12 protein-coding genes are annotated in these 16,508 nt (G+C 65.2%); 6 read left to right on the forward strand and 6 right to left on the reverse strand.

Annotated elements, in window-relative coordinates; translation table 11 throughout:
- Positions 1–18 precede the first annotated feature (18 nt).
- From BRADO_RS29295 to BRADO_RS29320, 6 genes are all read left to right on the forward strand, one after another.
- The gene (locus BRADO_RS29295; RefSeq protein WP_012029827.1) at positions 19–1,476 is read left to right on the forward strand and encodes a formylglycine-generating enzyme family protein; all 1,458 of its coding nucleotides are present in this window, start codon (positions 19–21) and stop codon (positions 1,474–1,476) included.
- A gap of 9 nt (positions 1,477–1,485) precedes the next feature.
- Complete coding sequence (locus BRADO_RS29300) at positions 1,486–2,097, forward strand: DUF4399 domain-containing protein (RefSeq protein WP_012029828.1); 612 nt, start codon at positions 1,486–1,488, stop codon at positions 2,095–2,097.
- Between the two features lie 984 nt (positions 2,098–3,081).
- Positions 3,082–3,366, forward strand: a complete 285-nt coding sequence (locus tag BRADO_RS29305; RefSeq protein WP_012029829.1) for a PepSY domain-containing protein — start codon at positions 3,082–3,084, stop codon at positions 3,364–3,366.
- Between the two features lie 43 nt (positions 3,367–3,409).
- Positions 3,410–4,180: a cytochrome b/b6 domain-containing protein gene (locus tag BRADO_RS29310; protein WP_012029830.1), complete on the forward strand. Its 771-nt coding sequence runs from the start codon at positions 3,410–3,412 to the stop codon at positions 4,178–4,180.
- Between the two features lie 688 nt (positions 4,181–4,868).
- A complete protein-coding gene (locus BRADO_RS29315; protein WP_012029831.1) occupies positions 4,869–5,210 on the forward strand; it encodes a cupredoxin domain-containing protein in 342 nt (113 codons plus the stop codon).
- A gap of 85 nt (positions 5,211–5,295) precedes the next feature.
- A complete protein-coding gene (locus BRADO_RS29320) occupies positions 5,296–7,161 on the forward strand; it encodes an outer membrane beta-barrel protein (protein WP_012029832.1) in 1,866 nt (621 codons plus the stop codon).
- Positions 7,162–7,421: 260 nt separating this feature from the next.
- Here BRADO_RS29320 and BRADO_RS29325 read toward each other — a convergent pair whose 3' ends face one another.
- The 6 genes from BRADO_RS29325 to BRADO_RS29350 all read right to left on the reverse strand — a co-directional run bounded on the left by BRADO_RS29325 (position 7,422) and on the right by BRADO_RS29350 (position 16,454).
- The gene (locus BRADO_RS29325; protein WP_012029833.1) at positions 7,422–8,210 is read right to left on the reverse strand and encodes an energy transducer TonB; all 789 of its coding nucleotides are present in this window, start codon (positions 8,208–8,210) and stop codon (positions 7,422–7,424) included.
- Between the two features lie 26 nt (positions 8,211–8,236).
- Entirely contained in the window at positions 8,237–8,686 is a 450-nt protein-coding gene (exbD, locus tag BRADO_RS29330) for a TonB system transport protein ExbD (protein ID WP_012029834.1), read from the reverse strand.
- A 6-nt stretch (positions 8,687–8,692) separates the two neighbouring features.
- Entirely contained in the window at positions 8,693–9,910 is a 1,218-nt protein-coding gene (gene exbB, locus BRADO_RS29335) for a tonB-system energizer ExbB (protein ID WP_041757115.1), read from the reverse strand.
- Positions 9,911–10,377: 467 nt separating this feature from the next.
- A complete protein-coding gene (locus tag BRADO_RS29340) occupies positions 10,378–11,067 on the reverse strand; it encodes a Fe2+-dependent dioxygenase (protein ID WP_012029836.1) in 690 nt (229 codons plus the stop codon).
- 52 nt (positions 11,068–11,119) lie between these two features.
- Complete coding sequence (locus tag BRADO_RS29345; RefSeq protein ID WP_012029837.1) at positions 11,120–13,660, reverse strand: TonB-dependent siderophore receptor; 2,541 nt, start codon at positions 13,658–13,660, stop codon at positions 11,120–11,122.
- Positions 13,661–14,060: 400 nt separating this feature from the next.
- Complete coding sequence (locus BRADO_RS29350) at positions 14,061–16,454, reverse strand: TonB-dependent siderophore receptor (RefSeq protein WP_012029838.1); 2,394 nt, start codon at positions 16,452–16,454, stop codon at positions 14,061–14,063.
- Positions 16,455–16,508: the final 54 nt, after the last annotated feature.

Consider the following 16,508-nt stretch of genomic DNA (forward strand, 5'->3'; position numbering starts at 1 on the left):
TCGCGAGGCGAGGACGGCATGAGCGAGAGTTCAGCATTGCAATGGCTGCGGGCGCCGAAGCTCGCGGAGGATACGCTGCCGATGGACTCGCGCACGGTCGCCTGCCGGCGCTGCGGCCGCACCGTGGAGGTGTCGCTCAGCCCGATGCGCCCGCCCGGCTTCCTTCGCATCGAGGACCAGGTCGAATGCCCCGAGGTGCAGGAGCGCTGGACGGGCAAGGACCAGGGCGGTTTGCTGCTGATGATGTGCGGCGCGCTCGAGCAGTCGCTCGACGCCGAATGGGAGATGGCGGAGGTCGAGGCGGCGACCGCGCATGAGCCGCCGCCGATCGTTGCTCCGACCCCGCCGCACGCGGCGCCAGAGCTGATCGATGCCCTGCAGGACAGATGGAACGACGATCATGACGATGATCGGCAGGTCGTATCCTCGACCGGCCGGCTGGCCAAGCTGCGTGCAGGATCCGCGCGGTTGCGCAAGGGAGCGGTGCGCGCCGTCGTGGCGGTCTCGATCCTCGGCGTGGTCTTTCTCGGCGGGGTGCTGCTGCCGCTGCGCGAGATCAGGCTGCTGATCCAGACGCCGCCCGGCGGCCTGGCCGCGTCGTCGAGCGCACCGCGCGACGCGCTCTCCGCGCCGCCGACCTCGCCGCGCCGCATCCTTTCGGAAAGTGCAGCCACACCGCCTGGCGGCCAGCAAGTGCAAAGCACCTTCGTTCCGCCGCGTCCGGCGGCCGGCGCTGACATGGCGTCAGTGCCCGCTGAGCCCGTCGCGGCGCCGCGTCCCGCCCCGGAGCCGGAGCCGAAGCTGCGCGTGCCCGAACTGATCGCGGTCGCCGGCGGCAACTTCGCGATGGGCGGCGACGACGAGTCCGAGCAGCCGGTGCACCAGGTCAGCATCAAGCCGTTCTCGCTCGGCAAGCATCCGGTGACCGTCGGCGAGTGGAAGAGTTGCGTGGCCGCGGCCAGCTGTCCCGACATCGCCATCGGCCCCGACGATCGGCCGGTCGTGAATGTCAGCTATGACGATACGCAGGCCTATCTGGCCTGGCTCTCGCGGGCGACCGGCAAGACGTTCCGCCTGCCGACCGAGGCCGAGTGGGAATATGCAGCGCGCGCCGGTCAGCGCACCCGCTACTGGTGGGGCGATCGCATGCGCCAGGGCATGGCCAGCTGCAGGGGCTGCAACGGCGACGCGGAGTTGGATCTGCCGCCGAAGATTGCCAGCACGCAGGTCAATCCGTTCGGTCTTCATGACATGGGCGGCGGGGTCGGCCAGTGGGTCGCCGACTCCTGGCACAAGAACTACAAGGGCGCGCCTGCCGATGGATCGGCCTGGCTCGAGGACGGCAGCTACGCCCGCGTCATCCGCTCCGGATCCTGGAAGAATGGTCCGTCGGATGCGCGCGCCGGAAGCCGCGACCGCTACGATGGGCGCATCCGGCATCCGACCTTGGGCTTCCGCGTCGCATCGTCATCATAGGGGATCTGAATGAAGCGGACCACATCTCGACGTCTCTGCCTGATCCTGACCTTGTCGCTCGCGCTCGTGCCCTCGCTCTCCTGGTCCAAGGGCACCAAGGCTGCGAAGGATGCCCGCGTCTATTTCATCTCGCCGGCCGACGGCGAGACGGTGAGCGGGCCTTTCATCTGCCGGTTCGGCCTGCGCAACATGGGCGTCACTCATGCGGGCGACGATTTCGCCGGCAGCGGCCATCACCATCTGCTGATCGACGTCGACGAGACGATGCAGGCCGGCGAGCCGATCTCTCGCGACAAGAAGCACATCCATTACGCCGCGGGCGAGACCGAGGCGCGGGTCGAACTGCCGCCGGGCAAGCACACGCTGCAGCTCGTGCTGGGCGACACCAAGCACCTCAACTTCGATCCGCCGCTGATCTCCGAGAAGATCATGATCACGGTCACCAAGCCGAACGGATCGGATGAGGCGCGCGCAACGCGGAGCACCAACGAGCGGCGCAAGCCCCTCGAGCGCGCCGCGGCGCCAGAGCCGCTCCAGCTGCAGCCCGCGCTGACGCCGGAGATGACGAAATCTCCCGAAAGCTCCGATTTCATCAGCCGGGTCTTCACCGGCTCGAAGTAGCTCCGAACATCGTCCAAGAAACGGACGCAGGATCGTCCCGTTACGCGGCCCGCTCCATCGCGCGCACGTGCCCGTGAGCCGGCATCGCTTCGCCTGAGGTCGCTTCTCGAACGATCGGCGCACGGGCCTGTCGCTGCTCGACAGCGAGGCCGCTCCGACACCATCCTCGTCTGCGGCAAGACAGCATGGACGCATGTCCACAATCGCTGCACGCTCCGCGAGGCGCCGGTCTGCCGCGCTCGGAGGAGCTCGGGTGGCAATGGCCACAGCTCAGGACGAGGCACGACCGATCCCGATGCACATCGGGATCTCGTCGTCGAAGCGTCCGGCGAGTCCTTCCCCTGCAGCGATCCACCGTCCGGTCGACGGTTCGTATCGGCAACGGCATTGACCGCGACTGACTGCACGCAGCAATCCGCCTCTGACGACACGCGAACGCACGACCGTGCGTATATCGACCGCTGACGTAATCAGCGCTCGATCGCGGCGCTTGCACACGGCTGCTCTCATCACCGACACGTGCAACCAAACAATGAGCTGAAAAAAAATTTCTGAGACCTAACGTCGCATCTTGTCGCTGACGGAACGGTTCTCGCCGCATCGTCGTCACAGCCGCATTCGGGCAGGAGTGTGGTCATCGGCGCGACCGAGGCGACGCATCCGCAGTGCTCGGACCCAGCGCACCACGTGCGGTTCGCGATACGCCTTGCGAATCAATATCAATTGCAAGCGTGGCCACGACATGCGGACGGTGCTCGCAGAAAACATCAGCAGCCGATCGATCTCGTTTGAACGCAACGGGACCGCATTTGGGTCCGCGAGCCAGCGACATTGCGGCCGCAAGTAGGACGGGTGCGGCTCAATACGCGTCTCGTACCGCGTCGGTCGTCAAACGCGACGTCCAAGTTTCGTTGAAATTAATCGCCCCTTTGTCTCTCGCGCTACGCGCGCTTCAGGCGCCGCTGCGCAGAGTTCGAGGAGGAATTGATAGTGAAGCTCATCAAGATCACGGCTGTCGCGCTTGGCGCGGGTCTCGCGTCCGGTTCGGTTGCATTCGCCGACGGCTACAAGGATTGCACCAAGCTCGACAAGGCATCGTGGAAGCCGACGGCGGACGCCGAAGCCAAGGCGAAGGCCGCGGGCTACGAGGTTCGCCAGACCAAGATCGAGGGCACCTGCTACGAGGTCTATGGCGTCAAGGGCGGCAAGCTGTTCGAGTTGTTCTACAGCCCCGAGGACCTTGCACTGAAGCATACCAAGGCGAAGTGATCCGACCATCATGCGTGACGCAGGACAATCCCGCCGGAGCGACATGTCCGAGACGCCGCCGGAGGCGCGTTCGGGCACGGTTGCGATCTGGGATCTCCCGCTGCGCGTCTGGCACTGGGCGCTCGTGGCCTTCGTGCTCATTGCCTGCGTCACGCCCAACACGTTCGACCCGTTGCATCGGCTGGCGGGCTATGCCGTCATCGGACTGCTTGCCTTCCGGCTGATCTGGGGACTCATCGGCAGCCGTCATTCCCTGTTCGCCCGCATCGGCCTCAAGCTGCGCGCGGCGCCTCGCTACATCCTCGGCCTGTTGCGCGGCGAGACCGGACGTTATCTCGGTCTCAATCCCGCGGGCGCGGCCATGCTGGTGGTGATGCTCGCGCTGCTGATCGTCTCGACCGTGACCGGCGTCATGCAGGTGTCGGTGCGGTTCTTCGGCGTCGGCTGGATCGAGCAGGCGCATGCGCTGTCCTCCAATGCGATCATCGCGCTGATCGCGGTCCATCTGCTCGGGACGGTGTGGATGAGCATATTGCAGCGGGAGAATCTCGTCCGTGCGATGATCACGGGGCGCAAGCGCGTCCCGGGGCGCGCACAACGTCTTCCGCAACCGACAACGCCGGCATCGCGGCCGGCTGACGCAGCGAAGATCAAGCCGCAGCCCGCGCCGGTGACGGCGGACGAGAACGTCTCGGTGGTCCCGGATTTTCCGCCGCTGCGCGCGGCTCCCCCCGTCGCTCCCAAGCCGGCAGCACCGGCGCCCATGCCGCGGGCGCTCAGCAGTCACGACAAACGCCTCGGCGTCGGCCGGTGAGGCGCTTTTGAGCCGGGCGCGTGCGCTAGACGAGCGTTTCCTTAGAACCGGTCGTTGCCGGGGCAAGTTCTCGCCATTTTCACCGCCGTCATGCTCCGCGAAAGCGGGACATCCAGTACTCCGCGGTGGAAGAGATTCACCAAGGTGTCACGGCGTGCTGGATCGTCCGCTTTCGCGAACGACGACAGCCAGGGTACATGATCGATGTGCCAGGACATCGGAAACGCTCGTCTCGTGGGCGGATCGAGCGCAGATCGACGCGTGATATATTGGTCACGTTCGCCGGGCCTGCGCCGGCTTCGCCGAACCTGTTGCTGAACTATCAGGTCGCCCAGCGAACGATCAATCTGCACTCGATGAGCCGTGCGCGTCGCCCCGAAGCCACACGGATGATTCGTCGGCCAAGCCGCCGCTCAGCTAAGTGTCTCATATCAAGACATCCGATCGGACTGATCGCATGAAAGAGAACATTGTTGCGCGCTCATGAATTATTCCGCCGGCTCACGAAGCCGATGAACTAATTATTTCGTGCGCTTTTTCACATGAAGCGACTTTGCCAAACTTCGACACGGTAATTTGCCGCATTCGAAGACTTTATAGATGTTCTACGCAGTGTCGGAGGCTCGTCGAAAGCGCGAGCGTAGAAGACATCCGGCGCACGGGTGAATTCGGGACAGGGACATACATCATGACGCCATTCGGAAAAGTCGGGTTTGTCGGGGCAGCGGCACTGGTGATGGCCGGCTGGGCGCTGCCTGCGGGCGCAGCCGAGACCACCATCGAGATCTCGGTCAAGGACAACAAGTTTCAGCCGGCCGAGCTGAAGGTGCCGGCCGATACGCCCATCGTGTTCAAGATCAAGAATCTGGACGCCGCACCGATCGAATTCGAGAGCGATCCGCTGCAGTTCGAGACGATCGTCAAGCCGAACATGGAAGGTGTCGTGAAGGTCAAGGCGCAGAAGCCCGGCCGCTATGAGTTCTTCGACGATCTGCATCAGAACAACAAAGGCACGCTGGTGGTCGAGTGAGCTGATGTCCGGTCCTTGGCGGCGTGGACGGCGCCGCCGGGGCCTCATTCCGGCATGCTGCCGAACGCGACGGAGACCGTGATTTTTGGAACGGGCAGGACGACAGGCAGGGAGTCTCGGACGTCGCATCGGTCGCGATGTCTTGCGGCACCAGGAGGAGTCGGTTGCCCTGACCGTGCTGCTCGTGACGCTGTTCGGGGCCGTACCGTCGCATGGCCAGACCGTCACCCAGGGCACGCAAGCGCGGGCCTACGCAGATCCCGCGACGGTTGAAGGCGGCGGGCCGGTTGTCGTCGTGCCGAATCGCCGTCGCCAGCCGGTCCGGCCGGCCGGCGGCAATGGGCCGGTCGTGATTCCGCAAGTCATCCTGGCACCGGGCGGCACTGAGCCCGAGCCGAAAGAACCGGCGCAAGTCGATGAGCGTCCGCCGCCGCGGCCGCGATCGCCCATCGATGCCGGAGCTGGCGCATTGCCTCAAGCCGCCCGTCGTGAGCCGGCGCCGCGTCTGGCTCCGGTGCGCAACGGCTTCTTCGGCGCGCCGTCCGCCGGGCTGCTCGTCGGAGGCTGCCTGTCGACGCCAGGCCGGCTGTCGATGACCAATGTTCCCAACCGCTGTCTCGACGCGCTCGCCTTCGCCGTCAGTCCGCCGCCGGCGACGCGCGGCGTGCTACCGAACAATCTGCCGCCGATCCCGCGCCAGGATGCGCAGCCGATTCCGCCGGTTCTCGCCGACAAGCCGAAGATGCGGCTGCCGCCCGTGAACAAGGGGCAGAAGCCACAGGAGCAACAGCCTCAGACGCCGCCGATGATGGAGGAGGATCCGTACGAGCCCAAGGGCATCACGGTGGGAAACTTCATCCTGAAGCCTGCGTTCGAAATGTCCTCCGGCTTCGACAGCAATCCCGGGCGTGTGCCGAAAGGCGCGGGCTCCGGATTCGTCAGCGTTGCGCCGGTTCTGCTGGTACGCTCTCAGTTCGAGCGGCATCTGCTCAACGCCGATGTGCGCGTCGGCTATATCGACTATGCCAAGCTCCGGCAGCTCTCGAGGCCCACCGTCGACGCGAAGGTGAATGGTCGCTACGACATCACCGATACGTTTGCGCTCAACGGCGAGGGCCACGTTGCCGTCGATGCCGATGATCCCGGTACGCCGCGCTTCACCGGCCGGTTCGCCAAGATTCCGCTGGCTTCCACCGTCGGCGGCTCGGCCGGCGTCACCAAGCGGTTCGACGATTTCGAGGTCTCGACCAAGGCTGCCATCGACCGCGTGGCGTTCCAGAACGCGCCGCTCGTCGACGGCCAGATCGTCAGCAACGCGGACCGCAACTTCGTTCAGTACGGCTCGCAGAGCCGTGTCACCTATAATCTGACGCCGGAGATCCGTCCCTTCGTCGATGTCGCCGTCGATCGCCGCGTTCACGACATCGCGGTCGATGCCGAGGGCTTCCGCCGCGACTCCACCGGCACCGCGGTCGAGGCCGGCGTGACCCTCGGTTACACCGACAAGCTGACCGGTGACGTCGCCGTCGGCTATCTCACCCGCCGGTTTCAGGACCCCGCGCTCAAGCCGGTCAACGGCTTCATCGCCGATGCCAATCTCACTTGGCAATATGCCAAGGAGACCGCGATCATGCTGGCCGCGAAGTCGCAGGTGGTCGAGAGCACCGAGGTCGGCATCTCCGGCGTGCTCAAGCGCGACCTCACGGTCGGCGTCGAGCATCAGTTCGAACCGTGGCTGGTCGGCACCCTCCTTGCCGGCTACGGCCAGGACGCGTTCACCGGCACGACGCGGGTCGACGACCGCTATCTCGTCGAGCTCGGCATGCTCTACAAATTCTCCCGCCTGCTGCAGTTCAGGGCCAGCGTCCGGCGCGAGGAGACGCGCTCGAACTTCAAAGAGAACAACCTCTCCGCAACCGTGGTGCAGGTCGGGGCTCGGGTGCAGTACTAGACGGCGCCCCCTTCGATCGGCCATCGGGCGGCGAGTCGAGGTCTCGCCTCCTCCACCGCTGTCATGCTCCGCGAAAGCGGGGCTCCAGTACTCCGTGGCAGCAGTTTTCGGACCGAAACGTCACCGCAGACTGGATCTTCCGCCTGCGCGGACGATGCCGTTCCTTCGTCCACGCGAACATCTCGCGCAGACGCAAAAGCAGCGTCGGCGAATTCGCTGACGCTGCCATGTCTGCCGAGGTTGTAGTCGAACGACGCGATCTACTTCTTCTGATTGAAGTTCACGTCGAGGCTGAAGCTGAACTGGTCGTCGGTCAGGCCGGCGGGCGGCGCCGGTACCGGGTCGGAGCGGCGGATCATCGCCAGCGCGGCGTCGTCGAACATCGGATCGCCGCATGACTGCATCACCGAGGCCGACATCACCTTGCCGGCGCGGCTCAGCACCAGCGCGACCTTGACCGTGCCGTTGTGCTTCTTGCCCTCCGGATAGCGCTTGTGCAGCTCGAAATAGGCGCTGATCTTGCGGCCCCAATTGTCGGTCAGTTTCTGCCTGTCCTTGCCGAGCCCGACATTCGGCGCCTTCGCGGTCTCGGCCGGCGGCGCGGCCTCGTCGAGCGCCTTGCGCGCGGATTCCTGCTGCGCAGCCGACGCCACCGAGGCCTCGGCCTGCTGCTGAGCCTGCTGCTGCTCCTCCTTCTCGGGCTTCTTCGGCTCGTTCTGCGTGACGACGCGGTCGGCCTCCTCCTCGGTCTCGGTCGGCTTGTCCTTGACGGCGTCGGACTCCTTGACTTCAGCGGTCTGCTGCATCTGCTCCGGCGCGGCCTCGGCGGCATCGCTGTCCGGTCCGGGCGGCAGATCATTGTCCTCCACCTGGGGCGAGGCCATCTCGAGCGCGAACTCCGCACCGGCGGCGCCAAGCCCGCCGTCGGCATCGTCGCTGCTGAGATGAGCGACCGCCAGCGCCGCGCCGCCACCGTGCAGCATCAGCGCCCCGATGGCGGCGGAGATCCACAAGCGGCGCGTCGCTCCTTGATACTTGTGTTCGACCATTCTTCACTTCCGTCGTTGCACTGGTTTCAATGGGCCGCCTGTGCGGCGGACTGCGAGACGCCCTCGACCGTGACGAGCTTGATCTTGGGATAGCCTCCGGTGCGCAGCAGCTCCATCACGTCCATCAGTTCGCCATAGGCCACGCCGCGGTCGGCGCGGAGGAACACGAACTTGTCCTTGGCGGCCTCCGGAATGTGCTCGAGCGTGCTGACCAGATTCGCCCGCTTGACCTGCTCCTCGCCGACATAGAGCGTGAGGTCCGGCTTGATGCTGACATAGATCGGCTTGTCCGGTTTCTTCTGCGGCGTGGCGGTCGACGTCGGCAGATCGACCGGCACGTCGACCGTCGACAGCGGCGCTGCGACCATGAAGATGATCAGCAGCACCAGGATCACGTCGATGAACGGCGTGACGTTGATGTCGGCGGATTCGCCGGGATCATCGTCACCATCGGCTTCCGAGAGGGAGACGGCCATGTCGCTCTACTCCGCGGCCAGCGCCATCGGCGGCGACGAGTGGACGTGGATCGGCTCGAAGCCGCGGCCCTGCGGCGTGTGGTGGCTCTGGCCGCGATCGAGATCGCGCGACAGCATGCGGGCGGTGGCGCCGGAGGAGCGGTTGACGAGTTCCATGTAGCCCTTGGTCACGCGCGTGAAGTGATTGTAGATGATCACGGCGGGGATCGCGGCGACGAGGCCTATGGCGGTGGCGAGCAGCGCCTCGGCAATGCCGGGCGCGACGACCGCGAGGTTCGTGGTCTGCGACTTCGAGATGCCGATGAAGCTGTTCATGATGCCCCAGACGGTGCCGAACAGGCCGACGAACGGCGAGATCGAGCCGATGGTGGCGAGCAGGCCCATGCCGGTGCGGCAGCGCCGGCCCTCGGCGCGCACGATCTCGGCAAAACTCGAGGCCGCGCGCTCATTGACGCCGTGCGGCGGCAATTCCGAGGACATTCTGATCTCGTGCATGGCCGCGTCGATCAGCACGGTCAGCACGCTCTGCTTCGAGCCCAAAGCGAGCTTGGCCTCCGACAGCCAGCGCACGTCGTCGACCTTGCGCAACGCGCTGCGCAGCTTGCGGCGAAGGATCGCGAACTCGACGGTCTTCGCAATGAACACGGTCCAGGTCGCGAGCGAGGCCAGGGCGAGCCCCATCATCACCGATTTCACCAGGATGTCGGCGGCGAGGAACATCGACCATGGCGACAGATCATGCGGCACGTGAGAGGCCGCCTGCGCCGCGGCCTGACCTGGCTTCTCCGCCTGGTCCCTTGCCTTGTCGGTGGCCGCGTCGGTCACGGCCTCGGTTGCACTGGAGGCCTGCGCGTCGGTAGAGGCGGACGTGGGCGCCTGGTTCGCGGCGGGCGCGGTTGCCGATGGAGCGGTCGCCGCCGAATTAGTTGCCGCGGCAGCCGGCGCAGCCTGAGCCGCTGCGGGCGCGGCCTGGCCGGTGGTCACCTGCTTCGACGTGGCTGCCGCCGGTGCGGAAGGCGCGGGCGCGGCTGTCTGCTGAGCCAGGGCAGCCGGTCCTTGCGCGCTTCTGGCTGCGGTCTGGCTCGTCGGACCTTGTGACGCGCCCTGCGGCGCGGTGGCAGCCTGGCCAGGTCTCGGCGAGGTGGCGGCCTGCTCGGCATGCGCCACGGCGCCGACCGAGACGGCTGCGATCACCGCTCCTACGGAGAGAACGTTCCTGAACATGTTGCTGCACACCCCTTGGTAGTTAATTTGCCTGTCATGCTTCTAATCTCAACGGGGCTGATTTGAGACCGCGCGTCGGCTCAATGCTGAAACGTCGATGCGACGGCGCGGGCTATGCGATGTATCAGATCGATGCGCGCCGACGTGACTTATCGGCACGGATTGATTCGCCGGCGGCTAACTATCTGAAAGCCTTGAACCGACAGGATGCAGCGCACGCGGCGCGTTACGTTGGCAACCAGTGCGGTCACGCAATTGCCGTGGTTCGGACTTGCATCAATTCTAATGAGTTGCCTTCGGCCTGGCGATCGGTGGAACGAGCATGCGCTTGGATCGCGTGCACGCGTCTCGAAAAAATCGCAGGCGATTCGACATCCGAGGTGATGATGTCACGCACGGCTCTGGTGCGACACTGCCGCCGTCAGCGGTCGCAAGGGCGCCCGCCGCGTCCGGATCGGACCTGCCCCTCAGGTCTCCGCCCAGTAGCGGATCAGATTGTGGTAGAGGCCGGTCAACCGCACCATCTCCGGATCGTCCCGGCCCATGCGCTGCGACAATCCCTGGATCGTCGTGTCGAGATCGAAGATCATGCTGCGCGCGAGCGGATCACGGATCATGCTCTGCAACCAGAAGAACGAGGCGACCCGGACGCCGCGCGTCACCGGCGTCACCATGTGCAGGCTCGAGGCCGGATACAGCACGAGATCGCCGGCGGGCAGCTTGACCTCGTGCGATCCGTAGAGGTCCTCGATCACGAGCTCGCCGCCGTCATATTCGTCGGGCTCGGACAGAAACAGCGTGACGGAGAGATCTGTTCGGATGCGCAGCCCGGTCAGCTTGTCGCCGCGCACCGCGTTGTCGACGTGAATGCCGAATTGATGGCCGGCGTCGGCGGCGTAGCGGTTGAACAGCGGCGGAAAGATCTGCTGCGGAATCGCGGCGGCGAGGAAGCGCGGATTGGCGGTCATCGCCGAGATGATGCGGTGGCCGAGCCTGCGCGCGACCTCGCTGTCGGGCGGCAGCTGCTCGTTGCGCTTGACCATGGCCGACTGGGCGCCGGCCGTCGAGCGGCCGTCCTCCCAATCGCTTTCGGCCATGATGTGGCGGAACTCCGCCACATCGTCTTTGCTCAGGATACCGGGGACACAGATCAGCATGAACGCGTCGACTCGATAGGTGCCACCGGTTGTGACCCGTCGGATCGCGCCATCAGAAGCGGCCCGACAGGACGATCGACGCGCTTCTGCCCGGGCCGACGAAGGTGAACGGCGCGGAGCTCTGATAGAAGGCGTCGTAGTAGAGCTTGTCGAAGATGTTGGCGACGAACACCTTGGCGGTCCAATGCTTGTCGAGCTTGGCTTCCGCAAAGGCGTCGAAGCGCCAGTAGCTCGGCAACTCTGTGCCCTGGTTAGCCGCGAGCCAGGTGCCGCCGTAGATCTTGGAGCGGTAGACGGCCTGGCCGCCGATCTCCCAAGTGTCGTTGATCTCGTACTTCGTCAAAAGGCTGAACGACTGGTGTGCGGTGTTGGCGAGCTGCAGGCCGACATTGCTTCTGAACAGCGCCGTGTTGGCCGGCAGGATGTTCGACTTGGTGACCTCCGACTCCATCAGCACGAGGCCGCCGAAGATGCTCCATTTGTCGGTCAGCTTGCCGCCGGCCTGGAGATCGATGCCGCGGATGCGGTAGGCGGCGCCGGCCGAGATGCATGGAACGTTGCCCGAGGTCGCCGTGTAGGGGCACGCCGCCGTCGCAGTCTTGGCGCTGGTGACATTGAAGGATTCGCGGGCATTCTCCTTCTCGGTCTGGAACAGCGCGCCGGTGACCAGCAGGCGCCCATCGAGCAGCTCCCATTTGGTGCCGATCTCGATCGACGTGTTTTTCTCAGGCCCGAACACCTGGTTGGCGCCGCCATTGGTGACCGCCGTCAGGCCGCCATAGGCGGCGCTGAGACCGTCGAACTCCGCGCCGACCGGATTCGACGACGTCGCATAGGCCGCGTAGACGCTGGCATAGGGTACGGGCTTCAAGGTCAGGCCGAGATTGAAGTTTGGCAGGCCGCTGGAGGCGGCCGTGGAGCCCGGCGTGTTGGCGACGCCGTTGACGGTGCCGAAGCCATCGACCCGGACGTCATATTTGTCGTAGCGGACGCCGCCGTTGAGGATCACCAGGTCGCGATAGTTGACGCTGTCGAGCGCATAGACGCTCACCGTGTCGACCCTCAGGTTGGTCGGAAACTGGCTCAGCGACGGAATGCCGAACGGCAAGTTGGTGTACTGCGGATTGAACACGCTCACCCCCGAGAGCGAGCCGTTGCCCGAGAAGGTCAGGCCCTGCTGCTCCGAGGTCAGGCCGGTGTAGCTGTTGATGATGGCCTTTTCCTGCGACACTTCGAGGCCGGCGACCAGCGTGTGCTTGAAAGCGCCGGTATCGAACTTGTAGGTCGCATCGAGCTGATTGGCGAGCACGTCGGTCTGCTGGAAGCGGCTCTGCGGATTGGCGCGGATCACCGAGTTCTGGATCGGGTCGGTGATCGTCGCACCCTCCGGCAGCGTGCCGATGTAGTTCAAGGTAGAACGCGACACCCGGATCTTGTCCGAGATCGTCAGGTCCGGGGTGACCTTCACCTCGGCGTTGACCGTGCCGATGTCCTGGCCGATGCGCTGGAAGTCGCGGTTGGCGAAGCCGTACCAGGCGTTGCGCGGCGAGCCGACCTCCGGGAATGGCGCGCCGGCCACGAGATTGTTCGGCCGGTAGTAAGGCACGCCGAAGTCAGGACGGCCGGAGACCTCGGTGTGGATGTAGTTGGTGGCGAGCGTCACCGTGTCGAGCGGCGTCCATTTGGTGGCGATGAAGCCGCCATTGCGGTTGTCGGTAACGTAGTCACGGCCGGCGACGCCGGCATCCTGGAACAGGCCGCCGACGCGCGCGGCGAAGGTCGGCGTGATCTTCTGATTGACGTCGATCACCACGCGCTTGGTCTGGTCGGTGCCGAGCGTCGTGTCCATGTTGTAGAAGCTGTTCTCGGTCGTGGCCTGCTTGGTCACGATGTTGATCGCGCCGCCGGTGGTGCCGCGGCCGGCGAAGGACGACGCCGGTCCGCGCAGGATCTCGACCTGCTCGGTGAAGAAGTTCTCGCGCACCGAGACGCCGGCGTCACGCACGCCGTCGATGAAGACATCGTTGCGGGCGTCGAAGCCACGGATGAAGAAGCGGTCGCCGAACGCGTTGCCGCCCTCGCCAGTGCCGAGCGTCACGCCGGCGGTGGAGAGCACGGCGGACTTCAGGCTGGTGGAGTTCTTGTCCGCCAGGATTTCCTTGCTCAGAACCGTGACGGTCTTCGGCGTGTTCAGGAGCTTCTCGGGAAACTTGCCCGACGCCTGCAGCCGCTCGCCCTTGTAGTCCGATGCAGGGCTTGAGTACGGGTTGCGGTCGGGCGGCAGGCTGGGCTTCGGCGCGGCGGCCTGCTGTTGCTGCTGCTGGCGCGCGGCACGGCGCATCGCGTCGCGGGCGCGGGTCTGATCGGCCGTCGGACGCGAGGCCTGCGGCTTCGGGCGCGCCACCGGCGCTTCGACCGTGACCGAGGGCAGCGGCGCCTGCTGGGCTTCGGCACTGGAGAATGATGCGACCGCGATCAGGCTCGCGACCGCCGAAACCTTGACGCCGGACATGTCGGCGGAGGGCTCCGCCTCTTGCCAGGATCCCTGCCAGGTCGCTCCCCGCAAGCTCCTCGGAAAGACTGCCTTACCCATGCTCGACCACCCCATTCTTTACGCAAACGCGAGGCTTGTGTTCGTTGAACGCCCGCAGCCGGCGGATGCCAGTTGCGAATGCAAGTCAAGAGGAGGGGTAAAACGGTCCAAATCGGGTTCCGCTCATGGCCGGAATGCGAAAAGTTTCCAACGATTTCTGCTAATGACAATTGATCGCAAAACGTCGCATTGCCGCAACAGCTAGACCGTTCTGGTTGTTGATCGTCGTGTGCTTCAATCCTTGATCACCAGAAAACCGGCCTTTCATACCGCTCGTAGACCGGGATACCTGCGTCGGAATGTCCCAGGCTGCGGCGTATCGTCTCGTTCTCGCACCCGCCGCAGCCGTGAGCTGCGGCGGGAATTCGGCGATACTGTCGCCTGTCTGGGATCGACCCGCTCAGAACTTCGCTGTGGTGATCACATAGAAGGCGCGCCCCGGAGCGACCGCGGTGAATGGCACGTTGCTGCGGTAGAAGGTGTCATAATAAAGCTGGTTGGTGAGGTTCTGGGCGTAGAGCTTCGCGCTCCAGTTCTTGTCGAACTGCTTCTCGATGAAGGCATCGAACCGCCAATAGCTCGGCAGCTCGTTGCCGGTATTGGCCGCGAAGGTGCCTCCGTACACTTTCGAGCGGTACACCGCCTGGCCGCCGATCTCCCAGCCGTCGTCGAACTTGTATTTGGACAGCACGCTCAGCGACTGGTGCGCGATATTGGCGAGTTGCAGGCCGACATTGGAGGCGACGCCGCTCTCGGTGACCTTGGACTGCATCAGCACCAGCCCGCCGAACACGCTCCAGCGATCGGTGATCTTGCCTTCGGCTTCGAGATCGAAGCCCTGGATGCGATAGGCGGCGCCGGAGGTGAGCAGGCCGTTGACGGTCTCGCGGGCATTGTCCTTGGTGGTCTGGAACAGCGCGCCGGTCAGCAGCAGATGGCGGTCGAACAGCTCCCATTTGGTGCCGACCTCGGCACCCTTGTTGCGCTCCGGCCCGAGAATGATGGTGCTGTTCGGCGGAATACCGCCGTAGTCGGTCGCGGTGCCGTCGAGCTCGGAGCCGAACGGGTTGGCCGAGGTCGCATAGGCGGCGTAGAGGCTGCCGATCGGCATCGGCTTGTAGACGAGACCGACATTGTAGTTGATCAGGTCGGAATCGACGGTCGCCGAGGCCGTGTTATTCGACGAGCGCATGGCATAGCCGTCATAGCGCAGGCCGGTGGAGAGGATCAGCGTGTCACGCCAGTTCGCGGTGTCGATGACATAGGCACTCTTGCTGTCGACGTCGTAGCGCGTCGGGTTTCCGGTCAGATAGCCCACGGTCGTGAACGGCAGGTTGGTGTAGCCCGGGCTGTACATGTTCTGCAGCGTCAGCGCGCCGCTGCTCGTGCCCTGCGCGCCGAAGGCCTCCGATGTCAGGCCGGCGTAGCGGTCGATGGAGATATTCTCCTTCGAGAACTCCGTGCCCACCACGGTCGTATGCTTAACCGGCCCGGTGTCGTATTTGAACGTCAGATCGTTCTGGTTGCTCCAGTTGTCGACGAGCTGATAGCGGCTCTGCGGGCTTGCCGTGAATGTCCATTTGGTCGGATCTGGGCTTGCCGTCTGCGCCGCGGTGGTGTTCGGCAGAGTGCCGATGTAGTTCAGCTCGGAATGCTCGCCGCGCAGCTTGCTTGAGAAGGTGACGGAGTCGCTGAGCTTGAGCTCGCCGACCAGCGTGCCGAAATCCTGCCGCGCCGCCTGGAAGTCGCGGTTGAGAAAGCCGTACCAGGTGTTGCGCGGGATGCCGGCCGAGGTGACCGGGATGTTGCCCTGCTTGTAGAACGGCACGCCGAAATCGGGATAGCCGGACAGATCGGTGTGGACGTAGTTGGTCGTCACCTTCAGCGAATCGTTCGGCGTCCACTTCGTCGAGATGAAGCCGCCCCAGCGGTCGTCGGTGACGTGGTCTCGGCCCGCGACATTGGCGTCCTGGAACAGGCCGCCGGTGCGCACGGAGAAGGTCGGCGAGATCTTCTGGTTGACGTCGAGCGTGACGCGCTTGGTCTGGTCCGTGCCGATGGTCGATTCCGCGTTGTAGAAATTGCGGTCGCCGGCCTGCTTGGTGATGATGTTGATGGCGCCCCCGGCGGTGCCGCGGCCGGCATAGGCCGAGGCCGGACCGCGCAGGATCTCGACCTGCTCGGTGAAGAAGTTCTCGCGCACAGACACGGCGGGATCGCGGATGCCGTCGATGAAGATGTCGTTGCGCGCATCGAAGCCGCGGATGAAGAAGCGGTCGCCGAACGCGTTGCCGCCCTCGCCGGAGCCGAGCGTGACGCCCGCCGTGGAGCGGCCGACCTCTTTCAGCGTGGTGATGTGCTTGTCCTCCATCACCTCCTTGCTCATCACGGTGATCGTCTTCGGCGTGTTGACCAGCTTCTCGGTGAACTTGCCGGACGCGACGCGGTCGACCTTGTAGGGCGCGGCGGCGTCGGCATAGGGGTTGGCGTCGGGCGGCGTCTGCGGGCCGGCCGGCGGCTTCTGCTGTTGTGGCTGGCGCGCGGCGCGCCGCAGGGCGCTGCGGGCACGCACCTGATCGGCCGACGGCCGCGAGGCCGATGGCTTGGCTCGCGCGGCCGGCGCTTCGACGGTGACGGAGGGCAGAGGCGCTTGCTGAGCTTCAGCGCCCGAGAACGACGCCACCGCGATCAGGCCCGCGACGGCAGACACCGTCGCCCCGGAAATCTCGGACCCCGCATCCGATGACTGCGCGACACGCCCGCGCAAGCTTGCTGGAAAGACAGCTCGACCCATGCTCGACCACCCCAATGTCTATTCAAGGACTGAATTCTGTTCGTCACATCGACA

Source organism: Bradyrhizobium sp. ORS 278, from assembly GCF_000026145.1.
Taxonomy (GTDB): domain Bacteria; phylum Pseudomonadota; class Alphaproteobacteria; order Rhizobiales; family Xanthobacteraceae; genus Bradyrhizobium.